The sequence below is a fragment of the Patescibacteria group bacterium genome, from assembly GCA_041662665.1.
In the GTDB taxonomy this organism is placed as follows: Bacteria; Patescibacteriota; JABMPQ01; order JABMPQ01; family JAQVVF01; genus JAQVVF01.
This window is the reverse complement of sequence record JBAZSC010000001.1, coordinates 303,106-319,344: the sequence shown is the minus strand read 5'-3', so window position 1 is coordinate 319,344 and position 16,239 is coordinate 303,106. Positions and strand designations below refer to the sequence as shown.

General features: G+C 33.1%; 14 protein-coding genes. 4 read left to right on the top strand and 10 right to left on the bottom strand.

Features of this window, described 5'->3' with window-relative positions; all coding sequences use genetic code 11:
• Positions 1-12 precede the first annotated feature (12 nt).
• Positions 13-1,140, top strand: coding sequence for a hypothetical protein (locus tag WC663_01670; protein ID MFA6296037.1), 1,128 nt, complete (start codon positions 13-15; stop codon positions 1,138-1,140).
• Between the two features lie 103 nt (positions 1,141-1,243).
• Here the strand turns inward: WC663_01670 and WC663_01665 are convergent, their stop codons facing one another.
• The 4 genes from WC663_01665 to WC663_01650 form a co-directional block, all read right to left on the bottom strand.
• The gene (locus tag WC663_01665; GenBank protein ID MFA6296036.1) at positions 1,244-3,175 is read right to left on the bottom strand and encodes a hypothetical protein; all 1,932 of its coding nucleotides are present in this window, start codon (positions 3,173-3,175) and stop codon (positions 1,244-1,246) included.
• A 92-nt stretch (positions 3,176-3,267) separates the two neighbouring features.
• Positions 3,268-5,157 (bottom strand): AAA family ATPase, encoded by a 1,890-nt coding sequence (locus WC663_01660; GenBank protein ID MFA6296035.1) that lies wholly within the window; start codon positions 5,155-5,157, stop codon positions 3,268-3,270.
• A 26-nt stretch (positions 5,158-5,183) separates the two neighbouring features.
• Positions 5,184-6,350, bottom strand: a complete 1,167-nt coding sequence (locus WC663_01655) for a hypothetical protein (protein MFA6296034.1) — start codon at positions 6,348-6,350, stop codon at positions 5,184-5,186.
• Positions 6,350-6,922, bottom strand: coding sequence for a hypothetical protein (locus WC663_01650; protein ID MFA6296033.1), 573 nt, complete (start codon positions 6,920-6,922; stop codon positions 6,350-6,352). The genes WC663_01655 and WC663_01650 overlap by 1 nt, the downstream gene beginning before the upstream one ends.
• Positions 6,923-7,162: 240 nt before the next feature.
• Between WC663_01650 and thrS the strand changes: the two genes are divergently transcribed.
• Both thrS and WC663_01640 read left to right on the top strand, forming a co-directional pair.
• Positions 7,163-8,908 (top strand): threonine--tRNA ligase, encoded by a 1,746-nt coding sequence (gene thrS / locus WC663_01645; protein ID MFA6296032.1) that lies wholly within the window; start codon positions 7,163-7,165, stop codon positions 8,906-8,908.
• Positions 8,909-8,991: 83 nt separating this feature from the next.
• Positions 8,992-9,690: a hypothetical protein gene (locus WC663_01640; protein MFA6296031.1), complete on the top strand. Its 699-nt coding sequence runs from the start codon at positions 8,992-8,994 to the stop codon at positions 9,688-9,690.
• A 185-nt stretch (positions 9,691-9,875) separates the two neighbouring features.
• Here WC663_01640 and WC663_01635 read toward each other — a convergent pair whose 3' ends face one another.
• Positions 9,876-10,493: a hypothetical protein gene (locus tag WC663_01635; protein MFA6296030.1), complete on the bottom strand. Its 618-nt coding sequence runs from the start codon at positions 10,491-10,493 to the stop codon at positions 9,876-9,878.
• 97 nt (positions 10,494-10,590) lie between these two features.
• On the opposite strand from WC663_01635, the gene WC663_01630 reads away from it, so the two are divergent.
• Positions 10,591-11,811: a folylpolyglutamate synthase/dihydrofolate synthase family protein gene (locus WC663_01630; GenBank protein ID MFA6296029.1), complete on the top strand. Its 1,221-nt coding sequence runs from the start codon at positions 10,591-10,593 to the stop codon at positions 11,809-11,811.
• Positions 11,812-11,911: 100 nt separating this feature from the next.
• Here WC663_01630 and WC663_01625 read toward each other — a convergent pair whose 3' ends face one another.
• The 5 genes from WC663_01625 to WC663_01605 all read right to left on the bottom strand — a co-directional run bounded on the left by WC663_01625 (position 11,912) and on the right by WC663_01605 (position 16,227).
• Complete coding sequence (locus WC663_01625; GenBank protein ID MFA6296028.1) at positions 11,912-13,303, bottom strand: FG-GAP-like repeat-containing protein; 1,392 nt, start codon at positions 13,301-13,303, stop codon at positions 11,912-11,914.
• The gene (locus WC663_01620) at positions 13,284-13,811 is read right to left on the bottom strand and encodes a hypothetical protein (protein ID MFA6296027.1); all 528 of its coding nucleotides are present in this window, start codon (positions 13,809-13,811) and stop codon (positions 13,284-13,286) included. Before WC663_01620 ends, WC663_01625 begins: the two co-directional genes overlap by 20 nt.
• Before the next feature lie 5 nt (positions 13,812-13,816).
• Positions 13,817-14,653, bottom strand: coding sequence for a hypothetical protein (locus tag WC663_01615; GenBank protein MFA6296026.1), 837 nt, complete (start codon positions 14,651-14,653; stop codon positions 13,817-13,819).
• A 179-nt stretch (positions 14,654-14,832) separates the two neighbouring features.
• Complete coding sequence (locus WC663_01610) at positions 14,833-15,549, bottom strand: hypothetical protein (protein MFA6296025.1); 717 nt, start codon at positions 15,547-15,549, stop codon at positions 14,833-14,835.
• 117 nt (positions 15,550-15,666) lie between these two features.
• Complete coding sequence (locus WC663_01605) at positions 15,667-16,227, bottom strand: hypothetical protein (protein ID MFA6296024.1); 561 nt, start codon at positions 16,225-16,227, stop codon at positions 15,667-15,669.
• Between the last annotated feature and the right edge of the window lie 12 nt (positions 16,228-16,239).

The following is a 16,239-nucleotide window of genomic DNA, read 5'->3' as shown; positions in this document are numbered from 1 at the left end:
TTTTTTAAGCTCATGAATCTAGGTAGAATTGGACCATCGCGTTCACCATACAAAGCAATATTTATTTTTGGAATTATTAGTTTTTTGATTCTGATTTTTGTTTTCTATACTTCTTTTTCTAAAGCTAAAATAATTTTGAATTTGAGAAAAGAAAAGATTGAGACAAATTTTGAAATTGCAGTTGGCAAAGACAAAATTAATGCAACTTCAGTAAGCGGCAGGTTTATTGAAAAAGAAATTTCTGGTTCTGATGAAACGAGTGAAATCAAAAGCAAAACAGTTGATGATTTTGCTACTGGCAAAGTGACAATTTATAATAAACAAACAAAAAGCTTAACTCTTTTAGCTTCTTCGCAATTAAAGCCTGTAGATTCGGATATAATTTTTAAGACAACAGGACCATTGGTTTTAAAACCGAATGATAAAGTAGAAATGAAAATTGTGGCAACACAAAAAGGAGTTGCCGGAAATTTGGCGCCAACTAAATTTAATTTTGTAAAACTTTGGGATGGATGGAAAAATTTGGTTTATGCTGAAAATAAACAAGAATTTACTGGCGGAGAAAAAACTGGCAAGATTGTTTCTGAAGAAGATCTAAATAATTTAAGAGTTAAAATTTCTGATAGTTTATTTGCAAAATTTTTGGATGATACAAAAAATGAGCAAAAAGAAAATGAAGAGCTCTGGGATCAATTATTTAAAAAAGAAATTTCTAGCTTCAAATCATCAGTCGATGCAAATACTGAAGCGGATAGTCTAAAGGCTGATTTAAAATTAAAAATAACTGGTGTGATTTTAAATAAAGAAATGCTGGAAAATTTAGCAATTGCAAAACTAAAAGATCAGATAATCGGTGAAAAAGAATTTTCTGAACTTGATGATGAAAATTTTAAAGCAGAAATTATTGAAATTGATCCTAAAAAAAACCAAGCAGTTTTTAAAATTTATTGCTCAGCTTTTTTAAAACCTGTTTTAGCAAAAGAAGCTTTGGATAAAGAAAAAATTACGGGATTTAATAATGATGAAGTTAAAACTTATTATAATAAATATAAAGAGGATATAGAAACTGTTGAAGTTTATTTTTCGCCGTTCTGGCAAAAGACAGTGCCGTCTGGAAATACTGAAATTACAGTAAAATAAAAGCTCCATAATGTCCGCGTGCAATCCGTTAAATCTGCGTTAAAAACGCGGATACGACGGATTACACGCGGAATATTATACGGAGCTTTTTTATTATGGTAAATTATTGTCTTGGTCTCAATCTTCTAACATGTCGCTCTAGAATTTGCTGAATTGCGTCTGGAAATTCATTAAGCGATCTTGGAATAATGCTCTGCGGTCCAAAATGAAATTTAACCATTCCTGGGATCTCACCTTCTGGAGTAATCGCTGTTCCCTCCATTGGACTAAATTTTCTTGCTTGTTCAACAGCATCCCTTGTATCAGGACTCTGAGTTGTGCTATCAGTTATATCAATAATCAAAGAGCCAACTCGATCTGCTTCAGCGCGCAATGTTTGAATTCTTTTACGTATTCTTGGAACTGCTGCCATGATTGCGTCGGCATCTTTATTATCTCCGCCAAAAGCTTCCATCATTTGTACTATTCTTGATTTTGTTCTGCCATCATAAGGCTCATTAAAACCTTTGATCTGATATCTAATATCATTTGAAACATTTTTTTCATCATTAGCTAAAATCTCAATTACGATATTATTGTCTTTTGCAGCTTCACTAATTGCAATGCAAGCTTTGATCGCATTTTTAATTCTTTCTTTATTTTGTCCGTACATTGAACCGCTAACATCGACTAATAATTGTAAAGCAAGAGCTGTTTCTTCTGGATGCTCTCTTTTGCCCATTGGCTTTTCATGACCTGATCCTGCTCGCATGATTCTTCTTCGTTCTGAATAACGTCCGCCTTTTCTGCCCCATTCAAGTCCTGGTTCTGTAACTTTTGGGACAAATCTTTTAAATGATCTTTTTAATTGTCCGGTAATTGGACTAACTTCTGCGCTTAAAGTATTATATCTTTCACGCATTTCTGGAGTATCAAATTGATCGCGAGTTTTCAAAAGCTCATGTTTTTCTTGTGCTAAATTTTCAGCATTTTCTTTACCTTTTTCTGCATCAGCTTTTGCTTGATCAGCTTTTTGTTCTAGCTTCTTTTGATGTTCATTCTTGAATTTTTCAATAATTTTTTTTAATTCTGGTGGCCAATTGTCAGTATTAGTTGGATCTAACGGCTCTGTTGGCTCGCCTGGTTGAGGCTCGCCTTGTCCTGGCTGTCCTTTTCCTTGGCCTTTGCCTGTTTTTCCTTCTTCTTTTTTTGGCGGATATTTATCAAGTAATCTTTTTTGAGCTTGCCAAATATTATCAACAAAAGTTTTTTCAACTAATGCCATGACTTTCATTGCTGGATTTGTTGCATCGCCAGTTATTTTCCTCAAAGAAGATTCAACTGCTTTAAATTCTTTGGCAACATCTGGATGTAATTTGTCAATTGACCAAGGCTTTGGAGTATCCTTTAAATCTTTACCATAAATATTCCATAGACCTTCTAGTTTCAAAATAAATTTAAATTGTTCAGCTGGTTGCATTTCATCTAAACCCTTGGCAATACTTGGAATAATTAACTGACGATTTTTTTCAAACATTTGCTCTCGTTCATTTGGATGCAATGGTCCGCCAACTAGTCTCTCCATTCTTGGATCTTCAGCACAATTTATTCCACTCATTATTTCTCCTTCATCATACCCTTCTTGCCTTGCTAATTTTCTTAATCTTTCAAACATACTAAATTGCGAGAATTCAGCGTGTCCACGTTCATGTAAAATTTCACCACGTAAAAATTTTTCTGGTGCTTTGCCGGCTGCATAAATAAATGGTACGCCAATTAAATATGTCTTTTTTGCAGGATCATCAACTATTTCTCCTGACTGTATAACTTTTTGTGCTGGCACTTCGGCGCAACAAAAAGTATCTAAATTTGGATCTGTATAAAGCTCAATATTTCGGTCTGGAGCTTGAGAATATCTTTCAAGATTTGATAATAATCTTTCTGTTTCTTCTGGAGTTGCTGTTTTGGCACGCTCTGCTATTTCTTGGCGAAATAAATCAGGATCGCCAAGCTCTTGAAATTGTGGTACTCTTTCAAATGGGTTTAAATATGACATAAAGATTAAGTTATAAAGTTTGTAAAGTTAATAAAGTTCATAAAGTCGTCATAGCTTTAAGAACTTTATAACTTTATAACTTTGAAACTGATTTAAGCTTGTTCTCCCAAAGTCTTTTCAATCAATTCTTCCAAAGCTTTTAAAGTTACATCTAATCCTTCGATTGGATTCTTTCTAAAATCATCCATAACTTCTAGATAAGCCTTGCGAACATCGCCGGTGTCCTTGTATTCTTTGGCAACTGCAATTGTATCACGCATGCTGACACCAATGATATCCATTCCGCCTGCCCTTTTTTCATAATATTTTCGCCAAGTATCAGCAATTCTTTCAATATCGCGAAGATCTCTTAGCAATTTAGTAGTATGCTCTTTTAGATTTTCACTTAATAAATATTTTAATTTTTCATCTTTTTCTAGATCTGTAACTTTTTGACCTTGAGTTGTTTCATTAATTACGACATCCCAAAGCAAAGCAAATTCTGAATCTGAAAGTTCTGCTAGCTCATTAAATTGACTGCGAGTAACTTGGACTTCATCACAAGCATAATCACGCAAAGTATTATCTTCTCCTTCTTTTTGCGCCAAAACAGCATCTGACCATTTATTTTTATTTTTCTGAAATTCACCTTTTCTCAAAGCTGGATATTCCATAACCACTGCTTGACCTCTAGTTCTAGAAAGTAATGCTTGGCCAATATTTCCAGCTGAACCATAAGTTGCAGGATTGACAGCAATAATTATAACAACGCCTTCAGCAACAGGAATATGGACGCCGTCATAATTCAAGCTTCTGTTTTCATCGCCTAAACCATGAAACATGGCTTGAACTTCTTGTTTCAAAGCATTGGCTTCATCAATCATAACAATTGCGCCTGGAGTTTGGACACCTTCTGCAAGATCTGTTAAGAATTTTTTTGTACCTTCTTTAGAATCAAATTCATAATGGACAACTAATTCAATTGACTCCATACCGCGAGCGCAAGGAAACCAAAAATATGGTCGATTTGTATTTCCAGCTAAATGACTTGCAGCCTCATTTTTTCCAGTTCCAGCCTCGCCAATTATTAATGTCAGACCTTTATTGCTTTTTAGTTGAGTATCTAAAGCTTTTGCTATTTTTTCTAGTCCTAATATAAACGTTGGAAATTCTTTAATGCTTTTTTTTACGACAGGTACACGTTCTTTACCTTCGCCTCTGGTAGCATTTAAAACGACTAATTGACTTAATAATTCCGCAATTTTTTGAGTTAATGCTTCTTGATCTATTGAATCGCGCCTAAAACCTCTGGTTGTTTCAGCAGTTGTATTAACAGCATCTTCAACTTTTTGCGCTAAAATTGCTGGCGTTTCACCACTACCTCGTCTAAATTTATTTTCTTCTCGTAAAATTGCTAAGAATTCTTTTCTTGCTTCTCTATCACCTTGTTCATAACGCTTCATTAAATCATCATAGCCATCAAAAATTTGTTTGGCGACTTTCCATTCTTTTAGTGTAAAAGTATTTTCAACTGGTTCTAATGCCTTTCCTTGTTCTTCTTTTGTTTTTCCTGGTTTGTATTCTTTATTGCGTCTTTTGTATGTAACACTGACTTCACTGCCAGATTGTGTTGCTTTAGCTTGCCATCTTGGATTATCATGTGTTCCCTTCCAGATTAAATCTTCATGGCCAATTAGCCATTCTGGAATTTCGGTTGGTTTTTCTTGCACTTCTTGTTGTTCTTCTCTGATTATTGGAGGCTCATAAGTTTCCAATGGTCGCATTAAGCTATCAAAAAGTTCAGCTAAAGTTTTACCACTAAGATCTAATTCACCAATTTTTGTTCCAGCTGGCAAAGTTAGTTGCATGCCAAGCTCCTCGCCTAATTTTGTGCAAAATTCTGTTTTAAGATCGCTTAATCCTTGTCTTAATTCATCTGGCGTTAATTCTTTGTTTCGATCAATTTCTTTTTGTTCTGGTTTTGGTCCTTGTTCTGTTGCCATAGTTTTAAAAAATTTAATATATAAAATTATTTATGTTTGGCTGCTAATTCTTTGATTTCATTATCAACTACAATATTTTCGGAATTGGCAATAATGCGCAAATGTTCTGGTGTTAGATTCTCTGCTTCTAAGCCAGTTAAATAAACTTTTTTCTGTCGGCTGGCAAAATATCGTAAAGCTTGTAGAGAAATTTCTTTTAAAATATTCAATCCTAAATCTGCATCGCTTTCTGAAAGAGCTTTGGCTGTTTCATCGTCAAATTCTATAAAATCACCAAATTCCAATGTGCCGGAAAAATTTCTAAATCCTTTTGCTGTTTCTAAATCTATTTTTTCCATTGTGACAAAATTTAATTCTTGAACGTAAGAATCAAATTTTTGGGCAGATTCTGGAGAAATATATTGCAATGAAATAAAAGATAATTTTTTGTAAGAATTGCTTTCATCGCTTTTAAAATTTGCTAATTCTTGCGCGACATCTGGAGGCAAGCTTTCTAAACCTAATCTTAATGAATAACCTTGTAATTCGCCTAGTTCATGCGCAGAAGCAGAATCCATTTCTGTAAGCTTTGTTAAGCTAATTGGACCTTTGTAATTTTTGATAACTTCGGCTTGCTCTTTAGATATAGATTTTAGTCCTAGACTTAATCCTGTTTTGTGTTCTTTTTGACATAAGCTTTTTAAGACATCAAGAGACATTTCTTCTACTCCATCTAGATATAATGGACCTTCATGTTTTATTAATTCTTGGGCGACTTTTGTAGAGATACTTTTTAAGCTATCAAGATATAATAATGAATTTTGATTTGGCTTCATTCTTTCTACTAAGCGTTTAGCAACATCAGGAGTCAGAAATGTTAGGATGCGATTTAGCAGCCAAACATTGAAATTTCTTCCAGTTGTAATCATTTCCCAAGCTTCTTTATTTTGTTCTTGAATCTCTTTTATCTCTTGCAACGTCATTTTTTCGCCATAAAAATTATACTCAAGCTTTGATAATGCCTCTCTTAGTTCATCAACTGTTTTTTTATAGACTGGTTCATTTGCTTCCATTGCATTATGAATTTGATCGGCAGTTTTAACAACTCTTTCTGAAGCTTCTGTTTTGGCAATTTCAAGACCGCCTTCTGTTTGCTTTGAAGGCTCTTTAATATCAGCTAGATTTTCTTGAATTGGTTGTTCTGGATTTGGCATTATTTTCTAACTTTAAATTTGTTTATTTGCTGTGTAATTTCATCATTCGCGTAAACGTTGCCTCGATGATGGCTTAAAAATTTTGCGGCTTTGTTTGAGATGGAGTTGAGACTATTAAGATAAAGATTACCTTGATGATGACTTAGAGATGCAGCAGATAGATCAGATAATGATGTCAGGCGATTTAAGCGAAGGTCATTTTGAGAACGACTTAGAGATTCGGCGATTCTATCTGTTAAATAAGTAAGCTTGTAAATATTATTGAAATTTCCAGCTTCAATTTCTTTCATTATTTTTAGGTTTTCTTTTAGATTGGGAATTTTTCTGGCTTCCTCTATTGTCATTAATTCTCCATCAATATTAAATTTCATTTTTCCTAAAGCTTCTCTAAAATCTTCAACTTTCCCATAAGTAATTGGTGAATCATTTTGTATTGCTTCATGAAATTCATTGGCTAAATCTACAACTGTTTTTGATTCAGGCGTTTTTGCAATTTCAAGACCGCCTTCTGTTTGCTTTGAAGGCTCTTTAATATCAGCTAGATTTTCTTGAATTGGTTGTTCTGGTCTCATTTTTGTTTTAAATAAGTGTCATTCTGATTAAATTTATTAATATTAATAAATTTAATCAGTGAAGAATCCCATGAATATTTGCTCATTAATGGGATCCTTCGCTTCGGCTCAGGATGACGATGTTATTTTTGTCTTTTGTTTATTTTAGCAAATTATTTGGCTTTTAACAAACTTAATAATTTGAATTTATCTTGTAATAATGCTAATCTAGACGTATAATTATAAAACTTAAATAAACTTATGGAAAATAATCAAATACAAAAAATTAGACATTCTTTATCCCATTTAATGACTATGGCGATTTTGGAAAAATATCCAAAAGCGAAACTTGGCGTTGGGCCAACTATTGAAAATGGCTTTTATCAAGATTATGATTTGCCTGAAAAATTTTCTGAAAAAGATTTTGAATGGATAGAAAAAAGAATGCAAGAATTAATTAAGCAAAAAATGACTTTTGTTCAGCATCAAATGTCATTTGATGAAGCTTTGAAAATTTATAAAGATGATCCATATAAGACTGAATTGATTAATGATCTAAAAAAATCTGGCGAAAAAGATGTCAGCTTTTACAAATCAGATTGGTTTGAAAATTTATGCAAAGGACCTCATGTAAAAAATACGTCTGAAATTAATCCGAAAAGTTTTAAATTGGAACGTGTTGCTGGCGCATATTGGCGAGGCGATGAAAAAAATAAAATGCTGCAAAGAATTTATGGCTTAGCATTTTCTGATGCAAAAGAATTAAGAAAATATGAAGCTCAAAAAGCTGAAGCTGAAAAAAGAGATCATCGAAAATTAGGAAAAGAAATGGATTTGTTCACTTTTTCTGATCTTATTGGGAGTGGCATGCCTTTATATACTCCAAAAGGAACAATTATTAGGAAACTTTTGAATGATTATATAGAGGAAGAACAAATACAGCTTGGTTATACACAAGTATGGACTCCACAAATTGCTAAAGCTGAGCTTTTCAAAATATCTGGCCATTACGATAAATACAAAAATGATATGTTTACAGTACATTCTCATTACACAGATGATGAATTTTTTCTTAAGCCAATGAATTGCCCGCAACATACACAAATATATGCAAGCCAACAGCGTTCTTACAAAGATCTTCCTTTGCGTTATTCTGATTTTGCTATGCTCTATCGTGATGAGAAACCAGGCGAACTTAACGGTTTAGCTAGAGTAAGATCCTTTTCCCAAGATGACTTACATATTTTTTGTCGCGAAGATCAAGTTGATGAAGAAATAGATAAAGCATTAGGCTTGATTAAAAAAGTGATGGAAACTTTGGGATTAAAATATCGATATAGACTTTCTACTCGAGATCCAAAACATCCCGAAAAATACTTGGGCGATCCTAAAGTCTGGGATCGAGTTGAAAAATGGGCAGTAGAGATTATGAAAAGAAATAAAATAGATTATTTTGATGGACCTGGTGAAGCGGCTTTTTATGCGCCAAAAATGGATTTGATGGCGACTGATTCACTTGGTAGAGAATGGCAATTATCAACTGTTCAGATTGATTTTGTTATGCCTGCACGATTTGGATTAACATATACGGATAAGGAAGGTAAAAAAAGTCAACCAGTGATGCTTCATAGAGCGATCCTTGGTTCTACAGAAAGAATGATTATGATCCTTCTTGAGCATCTTAATGGTAATCTTCCGGTCTGGCTTTCTCCTGTCCAAGTTTCTATTTTGTCTGTTTCGGAAAAATTTGGAGATAAAGCTAATGAATTAGCAGATAAATTTAAAAAACAAGGCATAAGAGTAGAAGTTGATAATCGCGAAGAAAGTGTTGGCAAGAAAATCGCCGGATCAAGAAAACAAAAGGTGCCTTATACAATTGTTTTCGGCGAACGTGAAGAAAAATCGGAAGAATTGCCAATTAGAATGAGAGACGGAAAAGTTGAAAATTTCCCGCTAACAGATTTTATCGAAAAAGTTAAGAAAGAGATTTTGGAACGAAGTTTATAATACTAAAATAACAAACAAATGACTTACTAAATTAATAGTTAATTTCCGAATATCCGAATTTCTTAATATCTAATATTTTTTTTATGAAATCAAATGTATTTAGAAAAATCGTGTTCGTAACGCTATTCACAATTATCGGCTATATTTTGTTGCAATTTCCTTTTACGAAAATAATGGGATCTTCACAAGCATTCACTGGTTTTGATTTTTTTGCTCCAATGTCTGGAGGATTTTTAGGAGCAATTCCTGCAGCGATTTCTGTTCTGGCAGTAAAATTGTTTAACACTATATTCCATCATCAAGCTTTTGATGTGACAAATATAATTAGATTATTTCCAATGGTATTTGCAGCGATTTATTTTGGAATTAAAAAAGACAGCAAACTTTTCAGAATTTCTATTCCAGTTATTTGCATGATTCTTTTTTGGTTGAAACCAGAAGGAAGACAAGCTTGGTTTTTTGCATTGTATTGGTTGATTCCTATTGCCTGTGCTTTTAAAGCTGATAGATTAATTTTAAAAAGCTTAGGCTCAACTTTTACTGCTCATGCTGTTGGATCAGTTGCATTTTTGTACGCATTCAATCTTCCAGCATCAGTTTGGATTGCGTTGATTCCTGTTGTTGCAGTTGAACGAGGTTTGTTTGCTTCTGGTATTTGGGCAAGCTATACAATTTTTAATACTGGATTAAATTATTTGCTATCTAAAAAGATTGATTTATCAGGATTAAGGATTTCAAAAAGATATAGTTTTAATAAAGATTTTTTTAGAAAATGGGCATAATACATTCTCAAGAAACTCGGTTTTAAGAAAAACCGAGTTTCGAAACTTTTTGAACATAAAACCAGCAAAAAATAATGCTGGTTTTTTGATTTATAACACGTAGCGACAGGGCACTGCCCTGTCGCTACTGATAAAATTTGAGAAATAAAAAAAGGCTCTATGAGAACCTTAAGAATGTACAATCGCTATCTTAATTCGTCGTAAGCTTCAAGCAAGAGTCGAGTTCTTTCCAGATCATCTTGAAGAGCTTGAATTTCCTGAGCAGGAATTGCCGTTGGGTCGTCAAGCGCAGATAGTGCGTTTGCTTCATTAACAAGCGGTACTGCTTGGTATATTCGAGACATCCTTTCTTGGGCTTTCAGGATGTCACCTTTGATAATTGCTAGATTTGTTTGCATTTCTGGATTGTGCAAAGACCGAAGATACAGTGTATTATGCCTTTCAATTTTAGCATTCAATTGCGCAACTTTTTCAGCAAGTTCAAGATGAAACTTTATTTCCGGTGTGAGCTTCCAATTCTTGCAATAGCCGGAGAAAGCATTTGTCAAAGCAACTATCCCAAGTATTAGCGATATGGCAGTAATCAATAATGCAAATGTGCTGTCACCAAACACAAATACTGCGATTGAAAAACAGATAGCAGAAAAACTAAGGCAAGATGGCAACCAAGGAAACCGTTGATAGTTCTTGACGATTTCATCAGTTTTCCAATGCAGAGGAATTGGCTTGATAGTATTTTCTCGAATTCTTCTACAGTCATCTGAAAAACTTGCTCTGGCGATTTCAATCTCTCTTCGATTCATGTCCTTCCTCCTCCTCCAGCTGCGCTTAGCTAGCTTTTGAGTCTATCATAAATTAAATGTCTTGTCAACATCATCGCTTTATGCTATTTTTAGGTTTATGAAAAATATTTTATTAAAATACGAAAAACTTTTTGATACTCCTCCAAAAAAGAGGACTTGGTTAAATTTGAAAAGAGTTGAAAAATTGTTGGAATTATTAGGCAATCCAGAAAAAGATTTAAAAGGTGTGCATGTGGCTGGAACAAATGGCAAGGGATCTGTTTCTGCAAGTTTGCAAAGCATTTTAACTCAAGCTCACTATAAATGCGGTCTTTTTACTTCTCCACATATTTTCAAAATGACTGAAAGAATTAGAATTGATTATATTGATATTTCAGAAAAAGAATTGGCGAAATATTTTGAAAGAATTAAGCCATATGTTTTGCAAGTTAAAAAAGAAATTAATGATCAGCCAACTTGGTTTGAGATTTTAACTTGCATTGCTATTTTATATTTTAAAGAAGAGAAAGTTGATTTTGTTATTTTTGAAGTTGGTTTGGGTGGCAGACTTGATGCGACAAATGTTTTAAATTTAGGCATTGAAGCAATAACCGACATTTCAATTGATCATAAAGAATATCTAGGAAATACAATTGCAAAAATTTCTAAAGAAAAAGCTGGAATTATAAAAGAAAATTCTATTGTTGTTACTTCTAATTCTGGTACTGCTTTAAATGTTATTAAAAAAGTTTGCAAAAATAAAAAAGCGAGACTAGTAAAAAGCGGTAAAATAAGTAAAATTTATAAGCTTTCGTTACTTGGCGAACATCAAATGCGAAATGCTGGAATTGTTTTCTCGGCAATAAAAGAATTGCAAAAAAAGTATAAAATTTCTGAAGACGCAATTAAAAAAGGATTTCTTGAGGTAAAATGGCAGATGCGTTTTCAGATCACACCTCCCACTTCTCATTTCCCATTTCCCATTATCATCGATTCTGCTCATAATCCTGGAGGATTTAAAACTTTAGTTAAAACTTTCAAAGATTTAAAATATAAAAAAGCGATCGTTTTGTTTTCTGCTAAGATAACTAAAGATGCAAAACAAAATTTAAAAATTTTAAAACCAATAATTTCAGAGATTATTTTTCCAAAACTAGATCTTGATATGATGTTTGAACCAGAACAGCTAAAAAAATATTATAAAAATGGACAGATTATGGAATTGAATTTGGCAATCAAAAAAGCCAAGGAATTGGCTTTAAAAAATAAACTACCTATTTTGATTTGCGGATCAATTTATTCTATATCTGCTTATAAAACACTTTTGATTTCTACCTAGCTTTAGCCAAGGGTTCGTAAAACTTTAGTTTTAGTGCGTTTAAAGCTGTTCTAAACTGCAACTAAAGTTGCACAACCTCAGCTAAAGCTGAGTAGAAACTTCACCTCCTCCACATCCCTCGATGCATTCTTTGAGCCCTTGCTTGGGCTTTTTTAAATACTGATCTATATTTAACATTTGGCTTGAAAGTGTCTACTTTAGCTAAACCTTTTGAAACTAAAATTTTATTGATGAATTTCTTGCCGACATGAACATAGGCTAAATCTCTGCCGATATGGTCTTCGCGATCAACATCATATTCTAAAATTACATTTTTATTTTCGACTAATCTTTTATTTAAATTAATTGCTTCTTCATAAAATTTCTTGCCAACTTCTGGTGTATTGACTCCAATATAGCGCATTTCTCGGCCATCTGTTAGATAAACGCTATCTCCATCTTCAACATAAATAACTTTTTCTTGAGATTTTTTATTGGCAAAAAATGGCGCAACATCAATTCCTGAATTATAATTTTTTGGAAATGGATAAAAATTTATATTAATTGGCGAACCAGATGCTTCAAAAAAACGAACTTGCGGAGTGCCATGGGCTGTTCCAGTAAGAACCTCGTCTCGTCCATCAGAATCTAAATCAGCGAAATCAATTCTGGCACCAACTTCAAAATTATTATAAGCTAGCCAGGATCCAATTAAAGGCGTATTATTTTTGTATTTATAAATCTTGCACCAAGCTTGTTGTTGCGATTGGCAAGTACCGATTTCATCAATTCCATCTTTATCAACATCGCCAGCTGCGACATCTATTCCGCCTAGAAAATTTGGATTAAAAGCATAAAATTCTAAAGGCAATCTTGCGCCATTTGATTCATAAACACGAATTTTTGGCGAACATTTCGGACCATTGCCAACAATTATTTCATCTTTATCATCATGATCAATATCTCCAGCAGCAACTGATGCTCCACAGCTATCATTGCTAAAGGCTTTAAATTCTTTAATAATTTCTTGTTTTTTGTTAAAACGATAAATTTTGACTAAAGCAACTCCGCCTTCAGCTGGAACAGTAACTATTTCATCTTTGCCATCTTTATCAACGTCACCTGTTGCAATATTAATTCCAGTTTGTGAATTTGAGGGATAAGGTTTGAAAACCATTTTTAATTTGCCATTTTTTTCAAAAACAAAAACTTGCGGAATTCCGCCGGCTCGTTGTGAAACAATAATTTCATCAACAGCATCGCCATCAACATCGCCGGAAGCTAAATTAATGCCTTTATTGTTGCTTGGTAAATTTTTGAGATCAGATAGATAGCTAGAAATTTTTCCAGTATTTGAAAATTCGTGCAATTGTGGATTAACTCCAAAACCAGTACTAACTAAAATATTGAATGGAATTTTTGCAAAAGAAATTTTTGGCAAAAATATTGCTAATCCTAAAATTAAAATAGCTTCAAAAAAGTAAAATTTATTTTTATTTAATGATTTTACCATCACCATTTGGGTTTAAATTATTTGCAACTTCATCACCGTCTTTTACGCCATCATTATCAGTATCTTTATTATTTGGATTTGAATTATATTGCAATTCTTGTAAATTTGTTAATCCATCTTGATCATTATCTTTTGTAGCATCAAGATAATCTTTTGGATTGAGATTGTTTCTGACTTCCCAGCCGTCCGACATTTTGTCAAAATCTGAATCATATTGATTTTGATCAGTGTCATTTTTTAGCTCCTCAATTGTTGTTAATCCATCACCATCAATATCTTGATTTGATAAATCTGCAGTTAAATTTGCTTGCTCATTTTTTTGAAAAAAATCATAAGCAATAATGAAAGCAACGACTAAAATTGCAATGAAGAATAAGATAAGTAAAACAACAAGAATGGGATGCTTCTTGTTGTTATCAGTTTCCAGATATTTAAATTCTAGATTTGGTTTTTGATTAGTAGGAATATTGATTGGTGGTGCTGATTTGTGAAATCCAGAATTTTGCATATATATTATTTAAGTTTGCCTTGTCCATTTGGATTAAAACCTTTTTGGATCTCAACATAATCGCTGAATGTGTCACCATCTGTATCTTGACTATTTGGATTTGTTTTGTATTTAAATTCTTCAATATTTATTAGCTTGTCTTTATCATTATCTTTTTGAGCATCTGCTGGATCGTTTGGATCTAATCCATATTTTATTTCCCATTCATCAGTCATTGTATCACCATCAGTATCTTTAATTTTAATCTGCTCTTTTATGATCACATTTTCCGGTACAACTTGCTGATTAGTATTAACTACAATATTAGTGTTTGTTTTTGAAGATGGATTAAGCCATTTGTTGTAGGCGAAAACTCCACCTAAAACTAATCCAGCTAAAGCAGCAACAACAAGAATTAAAATTATAATTTTAACGACTAAATTCTTTTTCTCTACTTGCTCAATTGATGGTCCATCAGCATGTTGTGGCATTTCTGGTGATTTTGGTTGCATCGGAGCTTGAGGTTTGGTCATCGGCTGAGGTTGAGGTTGAGGTTTTGGAGGCATCGGTGCAGGTGTAGGCGCTTTTGGTTTAAATTGAGGAACTGGAGGCTGAGACTTTGGAGGCATAGGAGGCTGTGGTCTTGGTGCTTGTGGACGTGGTGCTGGCGGTGTTGGTGGCTTTGGTGGAGCTGGAGGCGTTGGACGATTTGGCATTCCTGGATCTGGATTTATTCTGCCCATTTGCTGACGAAAATTCTGCACTCTGTCTTGAGATGGTTTGAATTCTCTTTTTGGTGGTTCATTTGTTGTTTTGTTTTGATCGTCTGTTGGTAAATTTGTTGGAGGTACTCCGTTTGCCATTTTGTTTAAAAACTTAAATTAAGATCATCTAAAAATATATAATTTCTAGATATACTTTTTTAAGCTTGTATTTTTATTTTAAATATTTATAAACTTTAATTTATTATACAATAAATCGGCTTTAAAAACAAATAAACTGTTGATAATTAAAAAAAGACCGAAATGGTCTTGAAAGTACGTTATTGGTTTTGATTAGGTTCTTGAAAACTTGCCAGAACTTCCTCTTCTCGCTCAATCTCTTCTTCTAAGCCTTCTGGACTAATTGGACATGATAAAAGTGGATTGGCTTGGTCTACTTCTGAAATTGCAAGATGACTAAGTTCGGCAATTAAGGCACTCGATTCTTGATCGATGATTGTTCTTTTGATTTCAGGCAAAGATTCAACAATAATGGAAATCCTTTCTATTTTTTTTGATAGCTTCTTTTTGAGTTTGTAGAGATTTTCATCGTAAATACTTTCGCCTTCGCTAGATCTGATCATAATCATATTTCTAACGGCAAGATTATATCTCGTAATTTGCTTATTAATAATTACGATCAATTGATAAAGTTGAAGGCAATATTTTGCATAAGCATCTTTTGGCTTTGAAATATAATTCTTAGCAAGCATATTTTCAATTTCAAAACAGAAATGAAAAATTAGGACAATGAGATCAATAATGCCAAAAATGACTGAAATGATTTTCAATATTTCATTAGGCTGGATGAATATTCCGCCAAGGCACATTACTAAAATCACACAAGTAATGAAAAATACTTTTCTTGAGACATCATCTTTAACTAACTTAATCTTTTTATCAATTTTTTTCAAATCATCTTGATCGAATTTGAATATTGTTAATTCCCATAAATTGCGTACTTGACAAATTTCAATACCGGATCGTTGATTTGGCATTTTCTCCTCCTCCTTTGATTGTAGAGTGCGACGTATTATGATAAGATGTTTTGAATTAATTTGCAAGATGAAATAAAAAAAGACCAAATTATGGTCTAAAAGTACGTTTGCTTTAGCTTACTTTTCCTTTTTGATTCTTTCTGCAATAATTGCAATTGCAACTAGAAGAGTAGTTGGATTTGATTTTTCTTTGCCTAAATTGCTGAGAATATTTTCCAAAAAGCGTTTCTTTTCTGCTAGGATTGTCGCAACTTCAAGCTTATCACTATGATAATGATCTTTTATGTCAGTACCATGCGGATCTTCTCTTAGATTAGAAAACAAAGTGTTGAATTCAGTGATTTGTCCATTTACAATTTTTGCATATTGACAAATCAAAATGCAGTATTTTTCAAAATCAGAACGAGGACGCAAAATGGAATTTCTGGCCATAACATGTTCGAATTTCTGAACCACTAAAATCATGGACGCTATCAACAGAAGGAAAAAGATAGTGAAATTAGCAGACGTAAACATTCCAAAATCAAAATTGATAAATGTAATGTAAGAAATAACAAGAAGGAACAATACAACATAAAGAAGCCAATTTCGGAATTTTTTGTCAGCTTCATTTATCATTTTCTTGATTTCTGCAAGTTCAGGAAAGCTATCCAATCTTACAATAGACATCTCTCTCATCTTCTTCCCTCC